General features: G+C 44.2%; 17 protein-coding genes. 11 read left to right on the top strand and 6 right to left on the bottom strand.

Features of this window, described 5'->3' with window-relative positions:
- Nucleotides 1-36: 36 nt before the first annotated feature.
- Both AAEY79_RS08300 and AAEY79_RS08295 read right to left on the bottom strand, forming a co-directional pair.
- Complete coding sequence (locus AAEY79_RS08300) at nt 37-501, bottom strand: hypothetical protein (RefSeq protein ID WP_201616265.1); 465 nt, start codon at nt 499-501, stop codon at nt 37-39.
- A gap of 287 nt (nt 502-788) precedes the next feature.
- Entirely contained in the window at nt 789-3,866 is a 3,078-nt protein-coding gene (locus AAEY79_RS08295) for a hypothetical protein (protein WP_201616267.1), read from the bottom strand.
- Nucleotides 3,867-4,478: 612 nt separating this feature from the next.
- Here AAEY79_RS08295 and aceE point away from each other — a divergent pair.
- Together aceE and AAEY79_RS08285 are read left to right on the top strand one after the other, a co-directional pair.
- Nucleotides 4,479-7,292 (top strand): pyruvate dehydrogenase (acetyl-transferring), homodimeric type, encoded by a 2,814-nt coding sequence (aceE, locus tag AAEY79_RS08290; protein ID WP_352288010.1) that lies wholly within the window; start codon nt 4,479-4,481, stop codon nt 7,290-7,292.
- 25 nt (nt 7,293-7,317) lie between these two features.
- Entirely contained in the window at nt 7,318-9,075 is a 1,758-nt protein-coding gene (locus AAEY79_RS08285) for a 2-oxo acid dehydrogenase subunit E2 (protein ID WP_350643024.1), read from the top strand.
- Between the two features lie 133 nt (nt 9,076-9,208).
- On the opposite strand, the gene AAEY79_RS08280 is transcribed toward AAEY79_RS08285, so the two are convergent.
- A complete protein-coding gene (locus tag AAEY79_RS08280) occupies nt 9,209-9,841 on the bottom strand; it encodes an OmpW family outer membrane protein (RefSeq protein WP_350643026.1) in 633 nt (210 codons plus the stop codon).
- A 646-nt stretch (nt 9,842-10,487) separates the two neighbouring features.
- Here AAEY79_RS08280 and AAEY79_RS08275 point away from each other — a divergent pair.
- Complete coding sequence (locus AAEY79_RS08275; protein WP_201566225.1) at nt 10,488-11,471, top strand: ion transporter; 984 nt, start codon at nt 10,488-10,490, stop codon at nt 11,469-11,471.
- A 260-nt stretch (nt 11,472-11,731) separates the two neighbouring features.
- Here the strand turns inward: AAEY79_RS08275 and AAEY79_RS08270 are convergent, their stop codons facing one another.
- The 3 genes from AAEY79_RS08270 to AAEY79_RS08260 form a co-directional block, all read right to left on the bottom strand.
- Nucleotides 11,732-12,379 carry a TerD family protein gene (locus tag AAEY79_RS08270; RefSeq protein WP_025651789.1) on the bottom strand — a complete coding sequence of 216 codons (648 nt, stop codon included), beginning with the start codon at nt 12,377-12,379 and terminating at the stop codon, nt 11,732-11,734.
- Between the two features lie 116 nt (nt 12,380-12,495).
- Entirely contained in the window at nt 12,496-13,617 is a 1,122-nt protein-coding gene (locus AAEY79_RS08265) for a YafY family protein (protein WP_201566224.1), read from the bottom strand.
- A 165-nt stretch (nt 13,618-13,782) separates the two neighbouring features.
- Nucleotides 13,783-16,635 (bottom strand): ATP-binding protein, encoded by a 2,853-nt coding sequence (locus AAEY79_RS08260; protein ID WP_227693153.1) that lies wholly within the window; start codon nt 16,633-16,635, stop codon nt 13,783-13,785.
- A 441-nt stretch (nt 16,636-17,076) separates the two neighbouring features.
- Here AAEY79_RS08260 and rsmG point away from each other — a divergent pair, with 441 nt between their 5' ends.
- From rsmG to kdsB, 8 genes are all read left to right on the top strand, one after another.
- Nucleotides 17,077-17,754 carry a 16S rRNA (guanine(527)-N(7))-methyltransferase RsmG gene (rsmG, locus tag AAEY79_RS08255; RefSeq protein ID WP_374190023.1) on the top strand — a complete coding sequence of 226 codons (678 nt, stop codon included), beginning with the start codon at nt 17,077-17,079 and terminating at the stop codon, nt 17,752-17,754.
- A gap of 260 nt (nt 17,755-18,014) precedes the next feature.
- Nucleotides 18,015-18,788, top strand: a complete 774-nt coding sequence (locus AAEY79_RS08250; protein WP_037025999.1) for a ParA family protein — start codon at nt 18,015-18,017, stop codon at nt 18,786-18,788.
- Nucleotides 18,789-19,050: 262 nt separating this feature from the next.
- Entirely contained in the window at nt 19,051-20,196 is a 1,146-nt protein-coding gene (locus AAEY79_RS08245) for a ParB/RepB/Spo0J family partition protein (protein ID WP_201575783.1), read from the top strand.
- A 91-nt stretch (nt 20,197-20,287) separates the two neighbouring features.
- Nucleotides 20,288-21,028 (top strand): MotA/TolQ/ExbB proton channel family protein, encoded by a 741-nt coding sequence (locus AAEY79_RS08240; RefSeq protein ID WP_025651794.1) that lies wholly within the window; start codon nt 20,288-20,290, stop codon nt 21,026-21,028.
- Between the two features lie 81 nt (nt 21,029-21,109).
- The gene (locus AAEY79_RS08235) at nt 21,110-21,541 is read left to right on the top strand and encodes a biopolymer transporter ExbD (protein ID WP_025651795.1); all 432 of its coding nucleotides are present in this window, start codon (nt 21,110-21,112) and stop codon (nt 21,539-21,541) included.
- A 175-nt stretch (nt 21,542-21,716) separates the two neighbouring features.
- Complete coding sequence (msbA, locus tag AAEY79_RS08230; protein WP_352288004.1) at nt 21,717-23,504, top strand: lipid A export permease/ATP-binding protein MsbA; 1,788 nt, start codon at nt 21,717-21,719, stop codon at nt 23,502-23,504.
- A gap of 79 nt (nt 23,505-23,583) precedes the next feature.
- The gene (gene lpxK / locus AAEY79_RS08225) at nt 23,584-24,774 is read left to right on the top strand and encodes a tetraacyldisaccharide 4'-kinase (protein ID WP_352288002.1); all 1,191 of its coding nucleotides are present in this window, start codon (nt 23,584-23,586) and stop codon (nt 24,772-24,774) included.
- Nucleotides 24,775-24,809: 35 nt separating this feature from the next.
- Nucleotides 24,810-25,625: a 3-deoxy-manno-octulosonate cytidylyltransferase gene (gene kdsB, locus AAEY79_RS08220; protein WP_352287999.1), complete on the top strand. Its 816-nt coding sequence runs from the start codon at nt 24,810-24,812 to the stop codon at nt 25,623-25,625.
- Nucleotides 25,626-25,681 lie beyond the last annotated feature (56 nt).

Genomic DNA, 25,681 nt, shown 5'->3' with positions numbered 1-25,681 from the left:
AAGATGGTAACGGATATGCTTTAATCAATGATTATGTTAGTCAACGACCGTATTAAGCGCCACGGCGGCAGATTTATTCGCTGGCAATAGCTTAATATTCCAGCGCAGAGTACGGTATTCAGATAAGGGGATTTTAACCAGCTTGCCATCAACCTTGCGCATCAATGGCATATCAGCATAGTTATTGCTATCAATGCTGGCCTGTGCAGTAGGAGGCATAGCATCACCTGTGAAGGTCATATTGGCGGGAATAGGGAGGGTCACCATCAAATCGTTAATGTCTTTATTAATGGTATTGGTATAGATCGCTTTGTACTGAATAACGGTACCTGCTGGAGCCGTGCGAACTGGTGAATAACTGATTTTACCTTCGGCATTTTTAACGACTTTGTTAGCTATCAGCTCCATTTTTAGAGCATCATCAGCATGAGCAGCACTCAACAAAAATACAGACGCTACGGTAGCTAATAAAGCACTGCGTAAAGCATTAAAACCTTTCATATCGTATTCCTTGCGTAAACTACAACTGTCAATGCGTCCTCAACTTTGTACTACGCAGTATTACAATCTGCGACTCAGTCTAAGGAAATAGCTCTGACAAAAATTAAAACTATCTCTTGATGCATTGTCACAAAATAAATACAAATAATCAATATAAAAGCGACAAATGACATTCTAAGGTAGTCGAATGGTAAAAGCCCTATCTAAGTAGACAGGGCTTAAGTTGATTTGGAGTAAGGTAAGTAGGCTTTGCTAGAGACAGCTGAGGTTACAAGCGGTAAAGAATGCTAGTTGCCAGCAACCGAACCATATTTGGTATTAAAGCGGATAGCTTTACGATTATTAGAGGAGGGGAAAGCACCTAGGTTGAAACCATTGGTAATGACCGTACCCGTATTGCCAATGGTTACTGAACCCGTTGAGAAAGTAGGGGCGCCGCTATTGCTATTCTCGCCAATAGGAGCAGGATTAACCAACGTTGAGGTTACCACAGCATTGCGATCACCGCTCTTCTGCAAGGTATCTTTAATCACAATATCTGTAATAGGCACATTACCACGATTAATCGCCTCGATACGATAAGCGATACATTGGCCTGGCTCTATGTCAGCTATGGTCTGTGTACTAAACGCTACAGTGGGTAAGCCATTATAGCCCAAGTTGATTGTCGTCAAATCTGTCACACTACAATCATGAACGTATTGGCTTTTGATCAGTACTAAAGCGGTGTTTTCTTTAATGACATTACCAAAATCAAGGTTAAGCGTATTACCGTTTACTTTTACGCCAGTTTGATAGGTCAATACATTAGGATCAAAGCTGAACTTGCGAATATTTGGCGTAGTATCGACACTATATAGCCAGATGTTTGGTTCAATCTCTTCTATACATAAGTCGGTCTTGCCTGCTAAATCTTTTGCCGATACCGAAAAGCTATACTTCCCTAAGCTTGTTACATCCACAGTAGCCATAATGGGGTTGGCGCTAGGGTTGTTACTACAATCGCTTAAGCGCGCTTTGACAGTATTCATCCCATCTATGCCGGCTTCATTCGTATCGAAAATACCATTAAAAAAATTGGGAATGTCATAGATACCGCCTATTAGCTGTGAGTCAGGACTGGCAATACCGCCATTGTCATTGAATACAATACCAGAGAAAGTATAAGATTTGGGTGTATTGGTAATCGTACAAGTGATCTCGTCGCCGTAATTGGTATTGGCAAGGGTAAATGAGCGTGTTTTGTTGGTGGCATCGTAGGTCATCGCCGTAGTAGGCATAACTGTGGTGCTACCTGTTGTCGCGTTGGTACAGGTATAAGTCGCATTATAATTTGCTATCTCACCAAGCGTTGTACCATTCATCACTCGTTCGGTAATCGTATAGCTTTTATTTTCTTCTAAGTTCAGTACCGCGCTAGTACTCTTATTGATCGTTGATCCTTTACCCGTTGTGATGAAGCTGTTGGTCGCTATTGCGTTACCAGTAGCACTTATCTCGAACTGATCACGTTTAGCATCAGTATCATTGATGCGACTACCGTTTAACGCTTTTTTTATCACAAGTTTTGGTGGGGCAAGACAGAAGTAGAAGTCAGAATAGCCGACCAAATGATCGCCTGTAGATGTTGTCGGGCTAGCGCTACTATAGGTATTACCATGAGTAATCGTAAAAGGGGTCAATGCTGGCTTATAATTCCAATCGATATTGAAGTTACATAAGTTAGACGTATTACAGTTCTGCCATGGTATGCCAGAGATGGTCTGATCGCCATTAGATAACTTATGATTCGAATTTTTAAAACTACTAAAGATGCCACCGATAGTGATGAGTGATATGCTTTCAACATATTTACCGCTTTCGTTTGAGTCTAAGTCTTGAACAACGAAACCATATTTTGATACCGGCCTATTAATCGTAGCGGTTAATTGATGGTTCACATCCTCTTTTTTGCTATTGTGAAACATATTAATAGAGTTTGTTGTGGCTGTACCATTTGCAGCTTCATACTTTGGATAGCCAGCCAGTACGTTCTTTATAATAGGAAATGATAAAGTAAAGTTAACTCCAGCAATAGTATAAGTATTGCTTGAGCCGCTCGCCCAGCTTAGCTTTTGCGTTTTTATAGGCGTATAGGTTGGTGGTTTTTCACCGATATAATACATTTGATGCCCGCTTGGACAACTGGCAGGTGAGCTGGTAGAGCCACCGTCAAATATAGAGGTCACCGTATTGATGTCAGTAGCGGTTTTGGTGGTCGAGCTTGATTTGCGAGTAGCAGTAGCGTTATTTTGTACGGTAGAACCCGAAGCTGCTGTGACGAGCGTGGGTACGATAATGCTGTAGCTTTTTCCAACGGGTATAGATGAGATGTTGAACCCGCCTGTGCCTTCTAGTGAGGCTATAGTCGGTAAATTATTAGTATTACAAATACTATTAGCATCTGTGCTATCACAAATAATATTAGATTGCTTGCTAAGGCCTGTAACAGCGGGGTCTTTTAGTATTATATCTTTTAAAGGAACATCACCGGTATTGGTCACGGTGATTTTATAGTCAGTAGTATTCATTGTTCCAATACTAGTTAGACCATCATCTTTGGAAATAGTAAAGGCGGGCAATTGGACACAGAAGTCGTCAAAAGTCATTTCGATATTTTGATCTTGTGGGTTTCTTATAGCATCATCAGCATTGCCATATACAATACTTAGCTCTGTGATAGGTTTATCAAAAGAGGCGGTGACTTTACAAGAGTTGCTAAAGTCATTATCGCTACATGTGCCAAACGTTCCAAATCGGCTATCTCCAGTTGCTGTATCTCCTGAAGCGGTCACGTATTCACCATTATTCGAGAATATTGGTGACACAGTTTGGTCAGCTTTATCTTTAGCTATAAACTGTACTCTATCTTTCCAATTATAATCAGTAGGGAAGAAAGATCTGAATTCCCGATCAATGTCATAGACACTCATATTGAGATTAAGAACAGGTCTATCAAATTTATAGGTAATGGTGTTGGTATCGTTTCTGTTTTGCATATTTTGTTTGATAAAGAAGGCGCCAACGTTGGGAGAGGTGGTATTAACAGCACCATTGATACTTTGGGAGGTTCCACTTTGTGTCATTGATCCAGTAATCACGACATCATCATCTGGAGTATTAGAGTTGCCCGCTGCTGTAATCGTTGAGTTGAAAGAACCTGCTAACCATTGACTATACTCTCCAGACTCTACTGTTGATGATTCATAGCCCGTTGGACAAGTAGCCGCTGCCACTGCAAAACTTGGGAAGAAGAATAAAGAAACTAACGCAATCCAGCGCGCTATTATGGATTTTAGTTCTGATGGCTTAGCAGACAGATTCATGACGACTCCAATGAGCAGGACAAAATATAGATACGGCTTTAGTCAAGTGTAACGTTCGAAGTACAATTAAGATACAAAAATATGACGAACGTCTTTTTAATGGGTATGAACAACCAATTTACTGGGGTCAATTATGAAGGTTATTGCTTTTATCATGTCTGTTACAATATTTGAATACTAAATATTTAACTAATCTAGCGTTTTTGTCTCTCATTATTCTAGAATAATAACTGAAAATTTTTCCAAAAAAATAATCACTATTTATTTAAGAAATACTTGTCATGTTGCCATTTTCTTATCGCTATAAACAACCATGTAATAAGCGCCTATAATAAAGAGTACTTATCGTTTGATAACCAAATGTAGAGCGCGATTTTCTATTTCATTTTACTGTGCTGCTTTTTTTCTAATAGGCTAAAGGGTAGTTGCATCATATTGTCACCTGAGCCTTATATGGCTGCACTATAAAGTGGGGCGGCTGAGCATATTTTGTCATAAGTAAAAAGAGAATCATTAAACAAACTATTCGCGTATTACTATATTGAATAACACGTTGATTTAACAATACCCTGCCATGGTGCAGGGCTGACTGATAAAAAAGGATGAATAAAGATGAATTATTACAAGGATGCTGATAGCACCGAAACCCAAGAGTGGCTGGACGCCTTTGAGTCTGTCATCAAACATGCGGACAAGGATCGTGCGCAATTTTTGTTAAAAGCTTTATACAATATGGGGGTACAAGAAGGACTGCCGTTCAATCGACTGGATACGGCTTATATTAATAGTATTGCCGTCGAAGATGAGCCAATGTACCCAGGTGACTTGGGTATGGAGCGTAAAATTCGCGCCTTGATTCGCTACAATGCTTTGGCAATGGTCATGCGCGCTAATAAGAATGACGACGACTTGGGTGGTCACTTAGCGACATTTGCCTCTAGTGCCACGCTATATGAGACTGGCTTTAACCATTTTTTTCGGGCAGCAAGCGATCACTTCGGTGGTGATATGATCTACTATCAAGGTCACTCTGCACCCGGTATCTATGCTCGCTCATTTTTAGAAGGTCGCTTGACAGAGGATCAGCTTGAGAACTTCCGTCGTGAAGTCGGTGGCAAAGGTTTATCAAGCTATCCGCATCCTTATTTGATGCCAGACTATTGGCAGTTCCCTACGGTATCAATGGGACTTGGCCCTATCATGTCGATCTACCATGCGCACGTGCATAACTATCTGATCAATCGCGGCTTGCTCGAAGATGAAGGTCGTAAGATTTGGACTTTCTTGGGTGATGGCGAGACAGATGAGCCAGAAAGCTTAGGAGCTATTTCTCTAGCGGGCCGCGAAAAACTGGACAACCTCATTTGGGTGGTCAACTGTAACTTGCAGCGTCTAGATGGGCCAGTGCGTGGTAATGGCAAGATTATTCAAGAGTTAGAATCTGTGTTCCGCGGTGCTGGCTGGCGAGTTATTAAAGTCGTTTGGGGTGGCAACTGGGATACCTTGCTAGCCAATGATGACTCTGGCGCGCTCAAATACCGCATGGAAGAAGTGGTTGATGGGGAGTATCAGCTGTATGAAGCCCGCGATCCTGAGTTTGTGCGTACAGAGTTTTTTGGTAAATACCCTGAGCTAGAAGAAGTCGGTAAATCATTGTCTGATGATGATATCGCACGCCTAAACCGTGGTGGTCATGACCCAGTGAAGGTCTACGCCGCCTTTAGTGAAGCGATGAAAACCAAAGGTCAGCCAACGGTAATTTTAGCCAAAACCGTGAAAGGTTACGGCTTGTCCGATCAAGCCCAAGCAGTCAACAAATCGCATCAGATCAAAAAGCTGGATCAAGATGGCTTGATGTATTTCCGTGACCGCTTTGATTTGCCGTTTACTGATGAGCAGTTAGAGACGCTACCGTTTTATCGTCCAGAAGAAAACTCAGCAGAGATGAAATATCTAAAAGGACGCCGCGAAGCCTTGGGCGGTCATTTACCCAATCGCCGCAGTGGGCATATCCCCTTAAATATCCCTGAGTTGTCCATCTTTGACCGCGTATTAAAAGGTAGTAATGGCAAAGAGCAATCGACGACGATGGTGTTCGTACGCCTGCTGGCAGCCATGCTAAAAAACAAAGACATCCAAGATCGAGTAGTACCCATTGTCCCTGACGAAGCACGTACTTTTGGTCTAGAAGGTATGTTCCGTCAATTGGGTATTTATTCTGCTATCGGTCAAACCTATACGCCAGAAGATAGCGAAGCATTGATGGGCTATAAAGAAGCCAAAGACGGTCACATGCTAGAAGAAGGCATCAACGAAGCTGGGGCGATGAGTGCTTGGATTGCGCTCGCGACCAGTTATTCGATCAACGCCTTACCGATGATTCCGCTATATATCTATTATTCTATGTTTGGTTTCCAACGTGTGGGCGATTTGGCTTGGGCGGCAGGGGATTGCCAAGCACAAGGTTTCTTATTGGGTGCGACCGCTGGTCGTACGACACTGAATGGCGAAGGCTTGCAGCATCAAGACGGTCATTCGCAGATATTGTTCAACGTCGTACCAAACTGCGTCAGCTATGACCCCTGCTTTGGTTATGAGCTGGCCGTTATCATGCATGATGGCTTGCGCCGCATGTACGCAGAAGGCGAGCGCGTCTATTATTACTTGACGCTTATGAACGAAAACTATGAGCAGCCTGCCATGCCAGAAGGGGTGGAAGAAGGTATCAAACGCGGTATGTATTTGCTAGAAGACAATGGCTCAAGTCAGGTTCAGCTCTTGGGTTCGGGCGTTATCTTACGTGAAGTGCAAAAAGCAGCACAGATTCTAAAAGATGAGTTTAATATCACCTCCAACGTCTGGAGTGTGACCAGCTTTAACGAGCTAACTCGTGATGGTATGGCTTGTGATGATTATAATCGCTTGCATCCAATGGATGAAGAAAAGGTGCCTTGGGTCACTGAGCAATTGGCCCAGCACGAAGGTATCGTAGTGGCAGCGACGGACTATATGCGTAACTATTCGGAGCAGATTCGTGGTTGGTTACCTGACAGTCGTCCTTATACCACGCTAGGAACAGATGGTTATGGTCGTTCAGACTCACGTGAGAAATTGCGCAGCTTCTTTAACGTCGACGCCGCTCACATTGTGGTAGCGACGCTAAAACGCTTGGCTGATGAAGGTGAAGTCGAAATGCGCTTGGTCAAAGATGCCATTTCTAGCTTCGGTATCGATGTAGATCATCCACCTGCATGGCAGCAACAGCCTCATTATGATCATTTCCCAGATGCGCCAGCGCCTGATAAGGTCAACCCGCATCCTGTCCCTGAGTTCGTTGGGGAAGAGGATGACGAAATCAGTAGTGAAGGCCGTTCTGAAGATCAAGCCGATGCGACTTTACTCAATGATGGTGATGTCAAAGAATAATAACCATAAGACAAGGAGATAAATCATGGACATTAAAGCCCCCGATTTGGGTGTTGATAGCGCCGAAGTCAGCGAAATTATGGTAGAAGTTGGCGACGTCATCGAAAAAGACGACAACATTATTTTATTAGAATCTGACAAAGCCTCAGTCGAAGTACCTAGCTCTGCCGCTGGTACAGTCACTAAAATCAGCGTTGCAGTTGGCGATCAAGTCAGTGAAGGCATGGTACTGATTGAGTTAGATAGTGATACTGGCACTGATAGTGAAGACAGCGGTAATGAGAGCAATGATGCTGAGGCAGACGATCAGCAAGCTCCTGAAAATAATGCGGCAAGTGCGGATAGTGTAGATGCCGAAAACGACGATAAAGAAAAAGCACAGGCAGACGAGCAAGCATCTTCTGTCTCCGATAGCGCTGCTGACTCTGCGCCAAGCTCAGGGAAAGCGACCACTCATGCACTGCCTGATTTAGGTGTGGATGAAGCGCAAGTTTCTGAGATCATGGTGAGTGTCGGTGACATGGTTAGCGCTGACCAATCTATTTTGCTGATTGAGTCTGATAAGGCATCGGTTGAAGTACCGGCACCAGAAGCAGGGAAAATTGAGAAAATACTGGTCGAAGCTGGTGATATGGTTGCCAATGGTCAAGATTTTATCGTCATCATTAGTAGTGGCTCAGAGGCGGATAGTGCCAATAAATCAGCAAATGAATCAAAAACCGACAAACAAACCAGCTCAAATGACCAAAAGCAGGCGGCGGCTGAGCCAAAGCAAGCATCTGTAAAAGAGACGTCAACCAGTACACCGACTCAATCAGCGGACAACAAGCTGAATGAAACTCAGGTGAATGAGAAGTTGGTCGATGTTTATGCTGGTCCTGCCGTGCGTAAGTTGGCAAGGCAGCTAGGTGTAGATATCAGTCAAGTGACGGGTTCTGCAATCAATGAACGTATCTTAAAAGAAGACTTATTTGCCCATGTGAAGCAAAGCCTGACCAATAAGCAAGCTGCACCTGCTAGTAGTGGCACTGCGTCCAGAGCAAGTCTACCAAGCCTGCCTGATATGAGTAATGCAGAAATCTGGGGCGAGACAGAAGTACAGGATCTGAGTCGTCTGCAGAAAGTCTCTATACCTCAGCTCAACTACAATACGTTGCTGCCACAAGTCACACAGTTTGATCTGTCGGATATTACCGAGACGGAAAAACTGCGCGGTGAGCTAAAAGGTGGCATGAAAGCGGAAGGTATTGGCTTCACAATCTTGGCATTTGTGGTAAAAGCAACCGCCTATGCCTTGACCCAGCATCCTCGCTTCAATAGTCACTTAAGCGATGACAATAGCCAAATTATCCTGCGTAAAAGTGTGAATATGGGCATTGCGGTAGCGACCGATGATGGCTTAATCGTCCCCGTTATTAAAAATGTGCAAGACAAGGGTCTTAAACAAATCGCGATTGAGATTGGCGAGCTGGCAGTCAAAGCCCGTGATAAAAAGCTGAGCACCAAAGATTTACAAGGCGCAAGCTTTACCATATCAAGCCAAGGTAATCTAGGAGGCACTGCCTTTACGCCACTGGTAAATTGGCCACAAGTAGGTATCTTAGGTGTGTCAGAAGCCAGTATGCAGCCACGTTGGAGTGAGAGTAGCCAGAGCTTTGAGCCACGCCTCATGCTGCCATTGTCGTTATCTTATGATCACCGCGTGATTAATGGTGCAGATGCGGCAGTATTCACCCGATATATTGCGACCTTGCTTGCTGATCCACGCCGTATTTTACTGTAGAGATTTTTGGTTTTTAACCTGTATAAATAATAAAAAGACTGTCTTCGGATGGTCTTTTTTTGTGCTTAAATTTTAAGCATAAAAAAACCAGCGATTAATCTGGCTTTTTTATTGATGGTATTTTGACTATAGATTAAAACTGTTTAACGAAAGCCACACCATATACCCAAGGGCTGATGTCGACCTCGCCGATGTCATCACCATTTAGGCTAGCATCTGTTTTAATATCCATATAACGTGCATCAATACGGAAGGCTTCAGTCGGAGCAAAAGGTATGTCAAGACCGATATGACCGGCCACGCCGACACTATCATCAAGCTCTAAATCGTTACCATTACCAAGGTAAATTCTCTCTTTAAAGAAAGTTGTATAATTGACCCCCACACCAACAAATGGCTTGATATTCATTGGCAGGTCATAGCCATCGAAATGATATTGTAGAGATAAAGTAGGCGGGAGATGCTGAGTTTTTGCATCAATTTTATTGCCATTAGTATCGGTTAGAGTGATGTCGTGATGGAATGGAATCGCCGCTAGCAGTTCGACACCGACGTTGTCGGCAAAGAAGTACTCACCGCTGACAGTCGGACGGATATCATCATCAACTTCTACAGAAAGTGTACCGTCTGCAAGTGTGCCGTTATTACTTTTAGGGTCGACCATATGAGCACCAGCAGCCACAGACCATGTACCCGCAGGTACGGCAAAAGCAGTGGTCATGGCTAATAAAGTCGTAGCAGCTAAAACTAGGGATTGTAGTTTCATCGTTTGATTCCTCAACGCAATAATAGGTTATCGATAAGCATTTAATGAGGGATGGCATTAAGTGCTGATACACAATGTTATCATTATGAATTGCTTTGTAACATTGTAACGCTATTGTAGCATTAAAACCATTTTAATAGTAAGGTTTTAACTAAAAAACCCTTAATAATTTTAAGGGAATGAAAGGCTATGGTGTAAATGACAGGTTCATCAAAACATATTTGTTAAACAGTTCTCGTTACTGTAAGTTAGTAGTCAGTTTTATACGGCTGGTATAAATTAATATAAAGGGACAATTAACGACGACGGATAGGGTGTATTATGCTGGGCTACTGTAGTAACTCGCCGCTGCGCTGCGGACAAGCACGTTCAATGACTTTATTAAACCAAGTGGATTCTTGTTGCCCAGAATGCGGTGTTTTTTTATTGCCTGCTCAAAATCTCAGTCGTCAATTACGTGCCGATGAGCGATTTTTACAATACACCTTTCTTACGACGGGGTTAATGTTGCTGGCTTGCGTCTACATTTATTACGTAAATTTTGTATAATGATACTGCTTTTCATTATGTCATTTAGCGCGATAATCAGGCTTTAATACTTTTATTTCATTATCATAAGATCGGTGTTACACCGTATAGGGACCGCATGCAATTCCAACATATACGGCGCTTGCGTACTTTCGTTTATAACATTTTGCAAAATGATGAGCATGACACGCTTTTTAGCCGCTACGTCGATTATTTTCTGATATTTCTAATCATGACCAACGTGGCAGCCGTGATTGCGGAGTCTGTAGACAGTTGGTACTACCCTTATCAAGATTATTTTACATGGTTTGAAAACTTCTCCATCGTAGTGTTCTCTATTGAGTATCTGCTACGTTTGTGGAGTGTTGCCGAAGCGAAGCCCGATCACACCACTTGGCGTCAGCGTTGGCAATGGTTAAAAAGCCCCTCGGCATTGATTGATTTGGTTGCTATTGTGCCGGCGTTCTTGAACTTCTTTGTCACAATTGATTTACGCTTCTTACGTATTTTGCGCCTCTTCCGTATTCTTAAACTAACGCGTTATTTTGCGTCGATGCGTATTTTATTGGTGGTAATCAGTAAAGAGAAAGGCTCATTTCAAGCCGTTATTTTTATTCTAATTATCATGATTGTGACCGCTTCTAGTGGTATTTATCTGGTGGAGAACCATGCCCAGCCAGAAGAGTTTGAGTCTATCCCTAAAGCCATGTGGTGGGCGGTAGTGACGCTGACGACAGTGGGTTATGGTGATGTGACACCTATTACCAATGCCGGTAAAATATTGGGCGCGATCATTACGATACTGGGTGTCGGTCTGGCCGCATTGCCTGCAGGTATTCTAGCCACGGGTTTGGCAAATGAGCTGAACCAGCGCCGTGAAGAGCTAGAGCAGCACTTTCGTGAGCAACTGGTCGATAGCGATTTTGATTTGATACAGAACCAGATGATGGTAGAGAAAATACGTCGTGAGCTTGAGCTAGATAAGGAGCAGGCGCAAAACATCGTACTACAGGTATTGCGCGAAAAAGAACTGGAACGCCGTGAAAATGAAGTCGATGAGCGGCAAAAGAATTTTTGTCCGCATTGCGGTGAGGCTTTGTAAGTAATATAGTTAGGATATCTTAAAAATGTGACGGTATTGCTGATATCAATTTTTTGTAGCCTCTGTCTGCGCAGGCATAGCAAGTAAGAAAAATGGATATCAGCAGTGCGTGATATATTGATATTACTTTTCACTCACTATATTCGTAGTAATTATTTTGAATTTGCAAAAATCAGAGTTTACAAAAAGGGTGCAACGTTTAGAGAACGTCGCACCCTTTTTTATCACATGAGATTGTGTCCATTATACCTGATTTGATGTTACACGCCTTGTGGAATAGGCAGCGCACGTGCCAATTCATGAGCGACTTGCTGCGCTGCTGTGGCTAAGTCTTCGGCGGCAAGCGGTAGGTTTTGCAATGTCAGATGCCAATCATCTACTTCTCGGCGCAAATGGGCGACCCAAAGCGTAGAGCAATCTCGCGGCAGTTGCTTTAGATTAACCTCAAAACAGCGGTTGCCTTCATCATCACTTAAATGAATCTCACCTTTTTTGACTCGAAAAAAAGCATGACCGTGGTAAGAGTTAGCAAGCAAGGCAATATGGGTGATATGTGCTGGAATCTTGTCCAAGTAGAGTCTGATTTGCTCTTGGTCAAGTGGGGCTAGGTACATTGCTTGGTCGCCACGGTCTTTGCCGTTCAGACTGTCCCCTTGATGGCGTACTGATTCGGCCTTATCGCGTAGCTGTTTGAACCAGACGATATCGCTAATAGTACAGTTATCGTCATACAAGGCGCACGCTAAGTCGATATCAATCGCCCCTTCATTCTTTTTAAAACGCTTCAACATACCTTTGGGTTCAGTCTTGGTAAACTCGTAGTTGAGCGCAAAAAATAACGTGCCCGCATCCAAACCTAATCCTTTTAAACTGTCTGATAGTAGTGGTGACGGGGCAGTGGTCGACATAATATTCCTTGTTATTTTTTGATGATTTAAATGATTTGATATTAACTGAGTATTGCTCCGGATAAAGAGAACTCAAAATAAAGAAGGTTCAAATTAAAAAGTGTGCTTTATCCGCGTCATTGATTATCCAAGGCTTTATCCAAGACAGCTTGATATAGCAGCTCAGGTTTGGCATTTAAGAGACCATTGCCAAAACCGCGCAACCACCAGACCAGCTGGGAGGTCAAATTCACCGTTGCCTGAATGGTCAGTGTGTCATCGTCATTCAAGGTAACCGTTTGATCATCGCTAAGCTTGCTTTCAGTTAGGCTTTTGCCCGCTTGTTTGGTGAATTGTAGCTCAATAGGCATATTTTTGCCATGATCGGACAGCTCACGAAATAATGGATGGCTAAAGCCCATACCACCGGCGTCCAAATAACTGTCAAGGTGAAAATTATCGGGAGTCTTTGCGGCAGTTTCTAAAATCTCGACGCTGGCAAATCGATGCAAGGCAAATGTGCGAATGACAGTCTCTGGATCATCCGTGCGAGTTGCCAGTAGGTAAATGATGACGCCGCGTTGAATGATAGCGATGGGATTTAGGATGTATTCACCGGCTTGCGATTTATTGCTACGGGTATAGCAGGCTTTAATTTGTAATTGATAAAACAGCGCGTGGTAAATATTGTCTTTGCTATCCAAGTCAATATGTGGGGCGATTAATGGCTGAGTGGCAGGCTCGATGCGCACTCTGTCTATCCATGAATGGGTGACTTTGCTGTTTTTTAGCTGCCGCCGTGCTAGGTCAAACCACGGAAATAACTCATCTAAAATAACAGGCGGTAATAGCTGGGTCAGATTGGCCTCAACCATATTAAAGGCAACCGCTTGTGAGAGATTCATGTGCGGTAAGCTTTGTAATGGTGCATCATCACGCCAGCGCCAGCCTTGCGGATTGGCATTGTTTTTTTCGATAGGGAAACGTTTCGCCAGCGCATTTAGGTCGCGCTGTACCGTGCGCAGGCTAATATCAAAGCCTGCCATCATCAACTGCTCATAAATATGCGTGGTACCCACCCAGCGATTGCGCTGTAGTTGTGATAACACTTGCCACTGCCGCGCCGTCGTTGCTGCGCCGTGGCGATTATCGCTGCTGTCTTCTGAGACATTGTTGCCCGCAGCCGCTACGCTATTGGCTTGCTCAATAGCATCTGTTTGAGTTTGGAGTAGGTTGGCATTAGCAGGATGTACAGTCATTAAGCGATAACCTTTATGAAGTCACGAGTCAGTTTTTAGGTATCTTTATCGAGTCACTAGCCGTTTATCATCGCAGAAAAGCATCGTAGCGTCTAGGGCATCCCATCAATTAACCTATTGATTCATTAAGTGGTTTTAAATGGCTAAATTTCGCTATACATCAGCCTATATGGCATTAATGGACATTTTGGTATCATCAGTATCCACACTCTGATCGATGCTTTGATTGATACTAGGATCATCATCCATCACAGCTTCATTATTGTCTTTCTTGTTTTTACGTTTCTGTTTTTTTCTCTTGTCTGCTTTTTTCTGACGTTTTGCTTTCTGCTGCTTTTTATCTTTCTTTTTGGATTTTTTTTCGTCAATGTCATCGTCATTGTTATCTTGATTTTCATCCCATAACATCAAACGGCTTAGGACTTTGCCAAACAATGTCTCTTTACGATAGCGACCTTTTTTATTCACGGTATCGATAGGTAGACCAGTCATTAACGTCAGTGCTTCACTTAGAGTATGCACACCATAAATATGAAATTCGCCTGCTTTGACAGCGGCAATGATATCGTCGCGCAGCATGAGCTGTTTAACATTGGCCATCGGAATGACCACGCCTTGCTGCCCAGTCAATTCTTGCTCGCGGCATGCATCAAAGAATCCGGCAATTTTGGAATTGATGCCACCAACCGCTTGCACTTCGCCCAATTGGTTCATAGAGCCAGTAATGGCAAATGACTGATCAATCGGCACATTTGCTAAAGCGGACAATAGCGCACAGCCTTCGCTAACGGTGGCACTATCGCCATCGATATGCGCGTAGCTTTGCTCAAAAGCAAGTGAGGCACTAAAGTTGAGCGCATGATGTTGGCTAAATAAGGCGCGCAAATAGCTGGTCATAATCAGCATGCCTTTGGCGTGTAAGCTACCACCCAAATCCACGTCGCGCTCAATGTCGAGAATCTCACCCGTACCGATATTTGGTTGAATAACGGCAGTCAGGCGGGCGGGCATGCCAAACTCACTATCGGCATAGCTGACCACTGTCAGCGCATTGACTTGTCCGACAGCGCTGCCTGTGGTTTGGATAAGCTGTTGACCGTTTTTGAGCTCATCCCAATAGAGGTCACGCAGGTATCCTGAGCGCTCGTCCATATCATCGATGGCTTGCGTGACATGATGAGCATTGACAATGTTGTTACCGCTCAAACGTGCATGACGGTTGGACTCATGCAATAGCTTAATCAGTAAATCACTGTGCAAACTTAAGCGATCTTGGTCTTCTGCTTGCAGGCTTAAATGCTCGAGTAGGGCGGCTTGTGCACTACGATCAAACGGGTAGAGGTCGGCATAATCAATAATGTCGGCCATTTTTGCGACCAGTGCCAATTCGTGCTCACTGCTGCGAGGCACATCATCATGAAAGTCAGCACGTACTTTAAATACCGCATCAAACTCAGGCTCAAGCTCTAATAGCTCATAATACAAGTCTGCTTCGCCAAGCAAAATCACCTTAGTATCAAGGTCAATGGGCGCAGGTGCTAATGATAAGCTTCCTGTTAAGGTTAGCATCTGCTCAAGACTTGAGAGTTTGATTTTACGCGATTGTAGTGCGCGCTTAAGACCCTGCCATGCATAAGGATGCTCAAGTAAATGACTGGCTTCTAACAATAAATAGCCGCCATTGGCACGATGCAGGGCGCCCGCTCGAATCATACTGACATCGGTGGTCACCGTGCCCAGTTGGGTGATTTGCTCAACATGACCCAATAAGTTCAAATGCGTCGGCAAATCTTCAAAGACAACGGGTGCGCCGCTGTCTGGTGTGTGACTGACAATGACATTGACCGCGTAACGGCTCGGAGTCGTCGCCAGAACTGCCGTCACAAACTCTTCATCATCGCCATTTACGATGCGCTCGACATGCGTAACCATGTCGGCAAATACCGCTTTGAGATAATCAACGACCAGCGGATGACTGGCAAACTGCTCATAAATAGGGGTAAACAAAGGTTGCAGTGCACGACGTGCAATATTGCGATGTAATGCTTCTATGGCGTCATTGGCTTCGTCTTCTAACTGCTCTAAGGCGATGGTCAGCTGACTCAAGCGTTTTTGCATATGGTTCTTTTGCACGAAGTTACTTAGCTCAGCTTCGTATTCACTATTGCCATATTCGTTGTCGTTACCGTCAGTAGCATCTTTGCTAGAAATAGTCGTTTTCTTACTTTCTCCGATTACTGATGTGTTTTGACTGTTGATAGATGTTTTGGCATCTTTATTATCCGCATTATTGTTTTCAGTCGCGACTTGATCGGTTTCTGTTGTCAGTTGGCTTGGATGGACAAACACGGCTTTGTTATCAAAGGAGCGAAACGTCAATGCCAAATCATATTGCTTACCCTCAGCATTGAGCACATCATAAGCCTGACTTTCTTTTTGATGCGTGTCGTTTTTGATGGCTTCAATCTTGCTTTGATACTGGTCGCTACGAAAGCGCTGGCTCAGGCGTTTTTTGGCCTGTTGCCATAGACTATTAACTTGCTGCTGCAGTAGCGAGGCTTGACCAGCAGGAAGGCGCAAGGCGAGCGGTGTGCGTGGATCGGTGAAATTATGTACATAGACCCAGTCATCAGGTGTCGGCGCATCGGCAGCGATACGGGTCAGTAAGCGGCTGATAACGGTGCGTTTGCCCAAGCCATTTTCACCAGCCGCAAACACATGATAGCCACTGGCTTTGATATCCAAAGCCGTCTGCAACGCTTTTAACGCACGCTGTTGACCAAAGCCCACGTCCAAATCTGGCGCGGTACGTGTGTCCGTCGGCAGCTCATCGGCATTGCTATAGCGCTTTAATTGCTCAGCGCTGACAAGGCAGTGCTGTTTTACCTCAGTAAAGAGGGGATGCGGCGTATCTAGTGTTGTTTGCGTGCCGTCTGTCGTTTGGTCGGTCAATTCAGCAATGGGTGTTACCATATTAGTCGTGTCTTTTATATTAGCGTCATTTGATGTTTTGGACATAGGGGCATGTTTCTGTTCGGTCATAGGCGTATGGTGTGTCGTCTTAAAAAATGAATTGTTTTTAAAGGGTAGAGTAGGTATTAATTTTTTTACACAGTTTCTTTATGCTTAATTTTTAATGAGTAATTTTTTAATTGGTAATAAGACATCTTACAAGATATGGCGGTGTTTTAAATAAGTCATTAAACGCAGATTTGTATCATAATTGGATGCGTCACTGAAAATAATCAATAAAAGAGCAACAGATAGAGGGTCAGTTTAATGCCATCAAAGCAGAATAACGCCTCAATAGCCGCGCAGATAGTATAAGATGTCTCACATTGGCGCAATCTGCAACTATTCAATAGGCAGACTGCATGATAAAATAGACGGTTCACATGTCAAAACTGGATAACTCGTTGTATGTCAGCTTCCGCTAAAAAAACTTCATCGCCTGCCAACATGGGTAATATCCATATCGACCCGACTGGCTTTGTAAAGCTTGGCGCGCAATTGCCAGCGCTAGCTAATACCTTGGCACAAGCGATTAATGAGCTAAGTCTACCGTTAAGTGAGACGCAGCAGCGCACGTTATTATTGTACTTAGACCAGCTTTTATTGTGGAATAAAGCGTATAATCTGACCGCTATCACCGATCCAGAAGAGGCGCTGATTAAGCATGTGATTGATTGCTTGGCTATTATAACGCATTTGCCGTCGGGGTCACTGCTAGATATCGGTACAGGGGCTGGCTTGCCCGCCGTAATAATTGCGATTTGTCAGCCTGAGCGGCAGTGTACGGCGCTTGATAGCAATCAAAAAAAGATTCGTTTTATTAAGCAAATCAGTAGCGAGCTGGGCTTGAGCAATATGCAGCCTATCGCCTCTCGTATTGAAGCGCATGAGGCCAGCTATGACGTGGTCACCTCTAGAGCCTTTGCCAGTCTAATCGATTTTGTTGAGGCCGCGCAGCCAAGACTGGCGGATAATGGTTATTTATGTGCGATGAAGGGTAAAGCGCCAAGTGATGAAGAGTTACAAGCGCTAGATAACGACTGGCATATTAAGACCATTAAGCTTAACGTGCCACGTCTGCATGACAGTCGTCATTTAATTGAATTGTCTGCTAAAAATGTCTAAGCTATGAGCACCTTGTAGTCGTGAAACATCGTTTACCTTGATATTTAAATAGCATAATATCTAAAAAAGCCTTATGCAAAGCGAGCCATTTATATTATAAGTATCATGTGTATTATAGTGATAAGAAGCTGAACGCCAAAGATTGCGATTGCTAAAATGACTATTAATAACAGGCAATTATTAAAAGTAGGCAGTCACAGATACATAGTACAGACAGTCGGTAAAATACAGTAAAGACCCTAATTAAATTGAGTGAGTGTATGGAAATCATAGCAATTGCGAATCAAAAAGGCGGCGTGGGTAAAACCACAACGGCAGTAAATTTGACCGCCAGCTTGGCTGCTAAGCGCAAGCACGTACTGCTGATTGACCTAGACCCACAAGGCAATGCGACCAGTGGTACTGGTGTGGACAAAAACGACTTAGCGCTGACGATAGCCGATGTGTTGCTGGATGGTGTCTCGCTATCTGATGCTATTGTTAACAGCCCAGCAGGGTTCGATGTGATCGGGGCCAATCGTGATTTGGCTGGTATGGATATCACCTTAATGAGTAAAACCAACAGTCATGAGCTGTTTAAGACAGCGATGGCAGCGTTGGTCAATGATCAGATCGCGGCTAACAAACCTGCTTATGATTATGTGATTATAGATTGCGCCCCAAGCTTAAACTTGCTGACGATTAATGCCTTGGTCGCCACCGACGGGGTTATTATTCCTATGCAGTGTGAGTATTATGCATTAGAAGGCTTAGCGGACTTGTCGCAAACGATTGAACGTCTAACAGAGCTCAATCCGAAGCTATATATTCGCGGCGTCGTCAGAACGTTATTCGATGCGCGCAATACATTGGCTCGCGATGTCTCTGCTGAATTAGAAGCGCACTTTGGCGATATCATGTACAAGACACATATTCCAAGAAACATCCGCTTGGCAGAAGCACCCGCACATGGCTTGCCAGTTATCGCGTACGAGCGCTGGTCAAAAGGGGCGCGTGCTTATCAAAAATTGGCTGCTGAAGTGATGAAACAGTAATAAAAAAGCCAATAGTTTTGTGTGTATAAGCACCAAAAACTAGTCATAATGGAAAATGACCAAACAGAAAATAGTATTAAACATCGTATTTATTATCGTCAGTCCAAAATAATATCAATACAAGACAACTGAGTGCTAGCGATACATTAGTATGGTCAGCGGGGTTGAGTCTGTAGTGATTTATAGTGGGCAGGCTGTAGCAATGAGTAAGCCGCAGTAACAATTATTTGGCTTTTATTTTAGCGTTAGAGGATAGGTAATCATGGCGAAGAAAAGAGGATTGGCTGCTAATCGAGGCTTGGATGCCTTGTTAGGGTCAATCAAAAAAGAAAAGCAAATTACCGCCTCTGCCTTGCAAGATGATATGGCTGCGCGTGACAACACTGTGCCAGCTGAAGCGCTAGAAGCTGATAGCGAAGAAGCCAGTGCGCCTGCCAAAACTGCTCGCGCCAAAGCCAGTGAAAAACCGGCTGCAAAAACTACAGCGTCTGTCGCGACTGATGGTAGTCGTACCGCCCGCTCGCCGCGTACGGCAAGCAAAATACCTGCCAATAAGTCTCGTGCCGTTGGTACAGACAATAATGGAGCAGAAGACCAAATCAGCTTGGTGCAAATCGATGTGACACGTCTACAAGCGGGTAAATATCAACCGCGCCGTGATATGAGCGAGACTGCCCTAATGGAATTGGCCTCTTCTATCGAGCAGCATGGCGTGATGCAGCCCATTGTTATCCGTCCACTATTAGCCAACGAAGACAAAAGCGAGGCATTCGTCACCCACGAAATCATCGCAGGTGAGCGGCGCTGGCGTGCAGCAAAAATGGCGGGCAAGTCTGTCATTCCTGCCATTGAGCGTGCCCTATCAGATGAGCTGGCCATTGCGCTGGCATTGATTGAAAATATCCAACGTGAAGATTTATCAGTGATTGAGCAAGCCGCTGCACTACAGCGCTTTCATACAGAATTTGGCATGAGTCATGCGATGATTGCCGAAGTCGTTGGCAAAGCCCGCACGACGGTATCGAACCTGCTGCGCCTGAATCAGCTACACGATACGGTAAAAGATCATTTGGCTAACAGTGCCTTAGATATGGGGCATGCGCGCACGCTTTTAGCATTATCCTCAGAACAACAGCCGATTATCGCGCAAAAAATTATCGATGGCGGCATGACCGTACGCGACGCTGAAAAACTGGTCAAATCGATCTTACAGCCTGCACCTAAAGTCAGTCGTACCGAGCAATCTCACTCTCGTGATGCAGAGCGTTTGACACAGCGTTTGACCGACATGCTAGGTGCTGAAGTCAAATTGAAACATAAGAAAGATGGGCAAGGAAGTGTCGAGATATTCTTCCATAGCCAAGATCAGTTAGCCGCCTTGATAAAGCATATAGAAGCGCAAGCTTAAGACGCTGCATAAGTGCGACTACGGCTTAAATGCTTAGATATAGAGCTATCCTTGTAACAACCATTTTATAAGTATATAGAAGAGAGTCAGTATGTGGGAGTTGGTAAAGGCGGGCGGTTGGTTAATGACGCCGATTGTAGTGTGTTCAATACTGGCATTAGTCATCATCATCGAGCGTAGCCATACCTTACAGTTTAATAAAATTGTACCGGGCAGATTGCGCGAACAGCTAATCACCCGCCTACGCGAAAACGGCGATATTGGCCGTACCCAGTTGATGAATGTTAAAGAAAAGACACCCTTGGGTGATATTTTAGCCACTGGTTTGCTCTATCGTCAGTATGGTTTGGACTCGATGACCATGCATATGCAGAATCGTGCCAGTGTGCAGGTACATCAGTTAGAAAAGAACATCAATATGCTCGGTACCATAGGAGCGATTGCGCCGCTACTCGGATTATTGGGGACGGTATTGGGGATTATCTCATCGTTCTTAGCGATTACTGATGGCGCGATGCAAGACCCAACGATGCTCGCCGCTGGCGTGTCCCAAGCACTAATCACTACAGCAGCGGGCATGATTGTAGCTATACCAGCGTTGGTTGCCTATCGTTATTTTCAGCGTCGTATCATTGATATCAACGCCCAGTTTGAGACCCAAGCAGGTCTGATGATTCAAGAGTTGTATGATTATCAATTGCTTGAAAATACTTATAATACTCATTTGAAGAAGCCAATACAGGGTGCATCACCTGCCGAAAATGAAGACAATAAGCATGTAGTGGATGCGCTAAGTTTAGATAATAGTACGGCAGCAACGTCATCGTATTAACAATGGTATGAGTCGTATTCGCAATAATATGAACAGTCGTTCATTAAGAAAATAAGTATTAAGTCAATTAAAGAGAGTGATATGCGCTTTAGAAAACCAACGGTTGAGCCGCTCGAAATTAATCTAACGCCAATGATTGACTGCTTATTATTCTTAATTGTGTTCTTGCTACTGGCGACGTCGTTTAATCATTTTAGTCGCTTAAATATCATTCTGCCCGAAGCAGAAGGTGTGGCACTGACAGAAGAGAAAAACAGTATCGAGGTGGCGGTACAAGAGGATGGCAGTTATTTGGTTAATGGTATTACTCTTGCCAGCAGCAATGAGGCTGAGTTGACCAGTATGTTACAGCAAGAGGCGGGCAGTAATCGTGACATGCTATTTGTTATTGCAGCGGATGCCAATGCTACCCATCAATCAGTGGTGCGGGTCATGGATATTGCGGGTAAGCTGGGTTTTTTAAACCTAAATATTAGTACCGTCGTACCACTCGGTCAGCCTTTGCCACAATAACTTTTATCGCAATAGCTTTTACTACAATAGCCTTTGGGTGTTTTTGCACCATAATTTCTAATTGTACGATTTAAAAAATGTCAGCTTTGTACCGCTGTTGTATAACATCAAAATCCTATAAAATTGTGCCATCAGCACAGTCCATTCATGTCATAACACCCAAATTGAGGCTTTTATGAGCCAAGCTTATCAACCTGACTCTACAAAAACTTCTACTAAGAGCACATTAGTGTCGCCAGCCAACACGCCTAAGCGCAAAACATTATTGCGTCTACTCAGTTATCTAAAACCCTATTGGTGGGCGCTGTTACTAACAGTTTTGGGTTTTTCAATTAACGCCGCGACAGAGATTTGGATTGCCAAGTTACTGCAATATATCACTGATGCCATCAACCAAAACGATCAAAGCAAGCAAGATTTATTTCCGCTTTTGATTGTCGGGCTATTCTTTGTGCGGGGTATTGGTAGCTTTTTAGGTAATTATTACTCTGCTTTGGTCTCTCGTAATTTGGTATATGAGCTGCGAGTGGAAGTCTTTAATAAATTGCTGCGCTTGCCAAGCTCGTTTTATCTGGCCAACCCAGCTGGCACCATCTCGTCAAAGCTCATCTTTGATGTTGAGCAGGTCACCGCTGCCAGCACTGATTCGATGAAAACGGTATTGCGCGATGGTTTGACGGTCATAGGATTGATTGGCTTTTTGCTATACAGTAATTGGCGTTTAACCTTGATTCTGTTTGTCGTTTTGCCGCCGATATTATGGCTGATTCGTATCGCCTCCAAGCGTTACCTTAAGCTTTCTAAAGGTATTCAACAGACGATGGGTGATGTCAGTCATATCACCAATGAAGTCATCGGTGGCTATCAAGTGGTCAAAAACTACGGTGGACAAGCGTACGAATCCAAGCGGTTTGATCTGACTTCAAAAAAGAACTTACGCCAAGGCATGAAAGTTGTCATCACTAACAGTATTAACACGCCAGCAGTACAGCTGCTGATGGCGATGGCCATGTCGGTCGTGGTATGGCTCGCGCTGCGTCCGGCGGTGATAGATAATATCTCAGCTGGTGAGTTTATCTCCTATATTGCGGCAGCAGGGCTATTGAGTAAGCCGGTACGCTCGCTGACTGATGTCAATCAAAAGCTACAAAAGGGTCTTGCTGCTGGCGAATCAATATTTGCGCTACTGGATGAACCAGAAGAAGAAGACACAGGCGTGCTCAATCCCACTTTATCAGGTGACATTCATTTAGATAATGTCAGCTTGATTTATCCGGATTCGACTATAGCTTTGCGTGATTTTAATTTAGAGATACGCTCAGGCGAGACGGTTGCGTTGGTGGGGCGCAGTGGGGCGGGTAAGTCGTCCTTAGTGAACTTACTAACGCGCACCTTGACGACGACTTCAGGACAAATCAGGATAGATGGCTTACCTATAGAAGAGATTACCTTGGAGAGTCTACGCTCGCAAATTGCCATGGTCGATCAGCAAGTGGTGCTATTTAATACCACAGTATTTAATAATATTGCCTATGGTGGCTTGGCCAATAAAACCCAAGCTCAAGTTGAGCGGGCCGCAAAAGATGCCTTTGCCCATGACTTTATTGTGAAGATGCCAAATGGTTATCAAAGTGAGATTGGTGCTGAAGGTCTGCAGTTATCTGGCGGTCAACGTCAACGTTTATCGATTGCCCGTGCGCTATTAAAAGACGCGCCGATTTTAATATTGGATGAAGCAACCAGCGCTTTGGATAACGAATCTGAGTATTACATTCAGCAAGCGCTTGATAACGTGATGAAAGATCGTACCACGCTAGTTATTGCCCATCGATTAACCACTATTGAGTCGGCTGATCGTATTGCAGTGATGGATGGCGGTCAGATCGTTGAGTTAGGGACACACGACGAATTGATAAGATTGCAAGGTCATTACGCACAAATGTATGAGCGCGATTTTGAGTAAGAGTGTGAAGGGTTTTGCTAAGATTTGAACGACGGGCTGCTGAGCGAGCATTAAGATAATGGAAAAGTGACCAATACCAATGAGCATTGAGACGACAGTGACGCGTGCATGGCAACGTCAAGCCGCTTGGTTATGGCTATTATTGCCGATTAGCTGGTTGTATGGGCTCATTACCATGCTGCGCCGTCAAGCTTATAAGTTTGGATTACTAGCCAGTTACCGCGCCCCCGTTCCTGTGATGGTGATTGGTAATATCAGCGTGGGCGGTAGCGGCAAAACGCCATTAATTATTGCTCTGGTCGACTATCTCCAAGCGCAAGGTATTAAAGTAGGGGTAATTAGTCGTGGTTACGGTGGCGATAGCAGTCAGATGCCAGCCTTGGTCGATGCCGCCAGTCTACCCAGTGTGGTAGGGGATGAGCCTTGTTTAATTGTCAATATGACGGGTGTATCAATGGCGGTCTGCCCCAATCGTAAGCAAGCGATTACTACTTTATTGGCTGCTCATCCAGACCTACAATTAATCATCGCCGACGATGGTTTGCAGCATTATGCGTTGCAACGTGATATTGAATGGATTGTGGTCGATGCAGCACGGGGCTTTGGCAATGAGCAGTTATTGCCGACCGGATTTTTACGTGAGCCCATGTCGCGCTTGCAAGGCGCCACTGTTATTTACCATGAAGAGCCAAATACCAGTTCAGCGTCTGATAATAAAAAGATCCAACAGTCACAAGCCGAGCGTCTGTCCATGCACCTGCAAGCGGACGACATGCAACTATTGTGGCAACCGGTATTGGCTGACGCTAAAATGACGAGTTTACAAATAACTGATTTGCGACCCTCTGATTCGCAAGTTGGTGATTTTCAATTAACAGATTTTGAAGTAAATAACAAAGCACCTGAAAAGGGCAGCAAAGTCCACGCTGTAAGCGGTATTGGCTATCCGCAGCGGTTTTTTGATACTTTACACGCGCTTGGTTTTGAGGTCATTGGTCACCCTTATCCTGACCATTATGAGTTTAGTATGGCTGAGCTGCTGCAATATCGCCAATATCCCATCGTGGTAACCACTAAAGATGCGGTAAAACTAAGAGCCTTACTATTGCAACTAACTGCTCAACAACCGTTAAGCGATGAGTATAAAGCGCTGGTAAGTAGACTCTGGATATTACCGGTGACAGCGGTGTTATCGGATAGTTGTTATGACAATTTACATCAGCAATTAAAATTTTTAAATATTGATATCTGTAATAGTGAAAAGCTGTAAATCTTAGAATTTAAATGATTTTGTAGGAATAAACTATGTCGCCCATCATTACGCCCGCCAAAACGCATATTGTCGTTCCTGCTCGTTTTAAGAGTACGCGATTACCCGGTAAGCCATTATTAAACATTCATGGCAAGCCGATGATTCTTTGGGTCGCTGAAAAGGCGCAGGCAGCACACTTCGCTGATGATATGTGTATTGCGACCGATGATGAGCGTATTGCCAAAGTATGTATGGATGCAGGTTTTGATGTGGTGATGACCAGCGCAGAGCATGCTTCGGGGACTGACCGTTTGGCAGAAGTTGCTGCGATTAAAGGCTGGGCTGAGCATGATATTGTGGTCAATATGCAAGGTGATGAACCGTTGGTACCGCCGCTATTATTAGAGCAGGTGAAGGCGCTGTTGGTAGCAGACAATGACAGCGTGATGGCTACTTTATGTGAGCCTATTGATGACCACGAGACTTTTATGCGTCCATCAGTGGTAAAGGTTGTCAGTCAGCATGCTAATGATTTGCAGCGAGCGCTATATTTTAGCCGAGCACCGATTCCTTGCGATCGCGATATCTTATTGGCTAATGAAAGCCAGAAACAGCCGCCCAAAAATGCTTATCGTCATTTAGGGTTATATGCTTATCGCGTCAGCCTATTGCAGCAGTTTGTGCATTGGCCGCAAACACCGCTTGAAATACTTGAAAGCTTAGAGCAATTACGCGTTTTAGAGAATGGCGGTCATATTGCTATTGCCACAGCCGCTTGTCAGCTACCAGCAGGTGTCGATACGCAAGAAGATTTAGACCGTTTAAATAGCATGAGTTTGGCAGATTTTCAGAATCCTATGGCTAAATAGCCTAAGTAAAAATATGATTTTTGCCAAACAATATTATTGTGACGCCTAGCAATCGC

Origin of the sequence: Psychrobacter sp. GW64-MNA-CIBAN-0177 (assembly GCF_040309585.1) — a bacterium.
Lineage (GTDB): Bacteria > Pseudomonadota > Gammaproteobacteria > Pseudomonadales > Moraxellaceae > Psychrobacter > Psychrobacter okhotskensis.
Note: the sequence above shows the minus strand (reverse complement) of the source record. Positions and strands in the feature narration are given on the sequence as shown.

Coding starts and splice junctions, on each gene's coding strand:
- AAEY79_RS08300 (WP_201616265.1), bottom strand. CDS start 501: ATGAAAGGTTTTAATGCTTTACGCAGTGCTTTATTAGCTACCGTAGCG.
- AAEY79_RS08295 (WP_201616267.1), bottom strand. CDS start 3,866: ATGAATCTGTCTGCTAAGCCATCAGAACTAAAATCCATAATAGCGCGC.
- aceE (WP_352288010.1), top strand. CDS start 4,479: ATGAATTATTACAAGGATGCTGATAGCACCGAAACCCAAGAGTGGCTG.
- AAEY79_RS08285 (WP_350643024.1), top strand. CDS start 7,318: ATGGACATTAAAGCCCCCGATTTGGGTGTTGATAGCGCCGAAGTCAGC.
- AAEY79_RS08280 (WP_350643026.1), bottom strand. CDS start 9,841: ATGAAACTACAATCCCTAGTTTTAGCTGCTACGACTTTATTAGCCATG.
- AAEY79_RS08275 (WP_201566225.1), top strand. CDS start 10,488: ATGCAATTCCAACATATACGGCGCTTGCGTACTTTCGTTTATAACATT.
- AAEY79_RS08270 (WP_025651789.1), bottom strand. CDS start 12,379: ATGTCGACCACTGCCCCGTCACCACTACTATCAGACAGTTTAAAAGGA.
- AAEY79_RS08265 (WP_201566224.1), bottom strand. CDS start 13,617: ATGACTGTACATCCTGCTAATGCCAACCTACTCCAAACTCAAACAGAT.
- AAEY79_RS08260 (WP_227693153.1), bottom strand. CDS start 16,635: ATGTCCAAAACATCAAATGACGCTAATATAAAAGACACGACTAATATG.
- rsmG (WP_374190023.1), top strand. CDS start 17,077: ATGGGTAATATCCATATCGACCCGACTGGCTTTGTAAAGCTTGGCGCG.
- AAEY79_RS08250 (WP_037025999.1), top strand. CDS start 18,015: ATGGAAATCATAGCAATTGCGAATCAAAAAGGCGGCGTGGGTAAAACC.
- AAEY79_RS08245 (WP_201575783.1), top strand. CDS start 19,051: ATGGCGAAGAAAAGAGGATTGGCTGCTAATCGAGGCTTGGATGCCTTG.
- AAEY79_RS08240 (WP_025651794.1), top strand. CDS start 20,288: ATGTGGGAGTTGGTAAAGGCGGGCGGTTGGTTAATGACGCCGATTGTA.
- AAEY79_RS08235 (WP_025651795.1), top strand. CDS start 21,110: ATGCGCTTTAGAAAACCAACGGTTGAGCCGCTCGAAATTAATCTAACG.
- msbA (WP_352288004.1), top strand. CDS start 21,717: ATGAGCCAAGCTTATCAACCTGACTCTACAAAAACTTCTACTAAGAGC.
- lpxK (WP_352288002.1), top strand. CDS start 23,584: ATGAGCATTGAGACGACAGTGACGCGTGCATGGCAACGTCAAGCCGCT.
- kdsB (WP_352287999.1), top strand. CDS start 24,810: ATGTCGCCCATCATTACGCCCGCCAAAACGCATATTGTCGTTCCTGCT.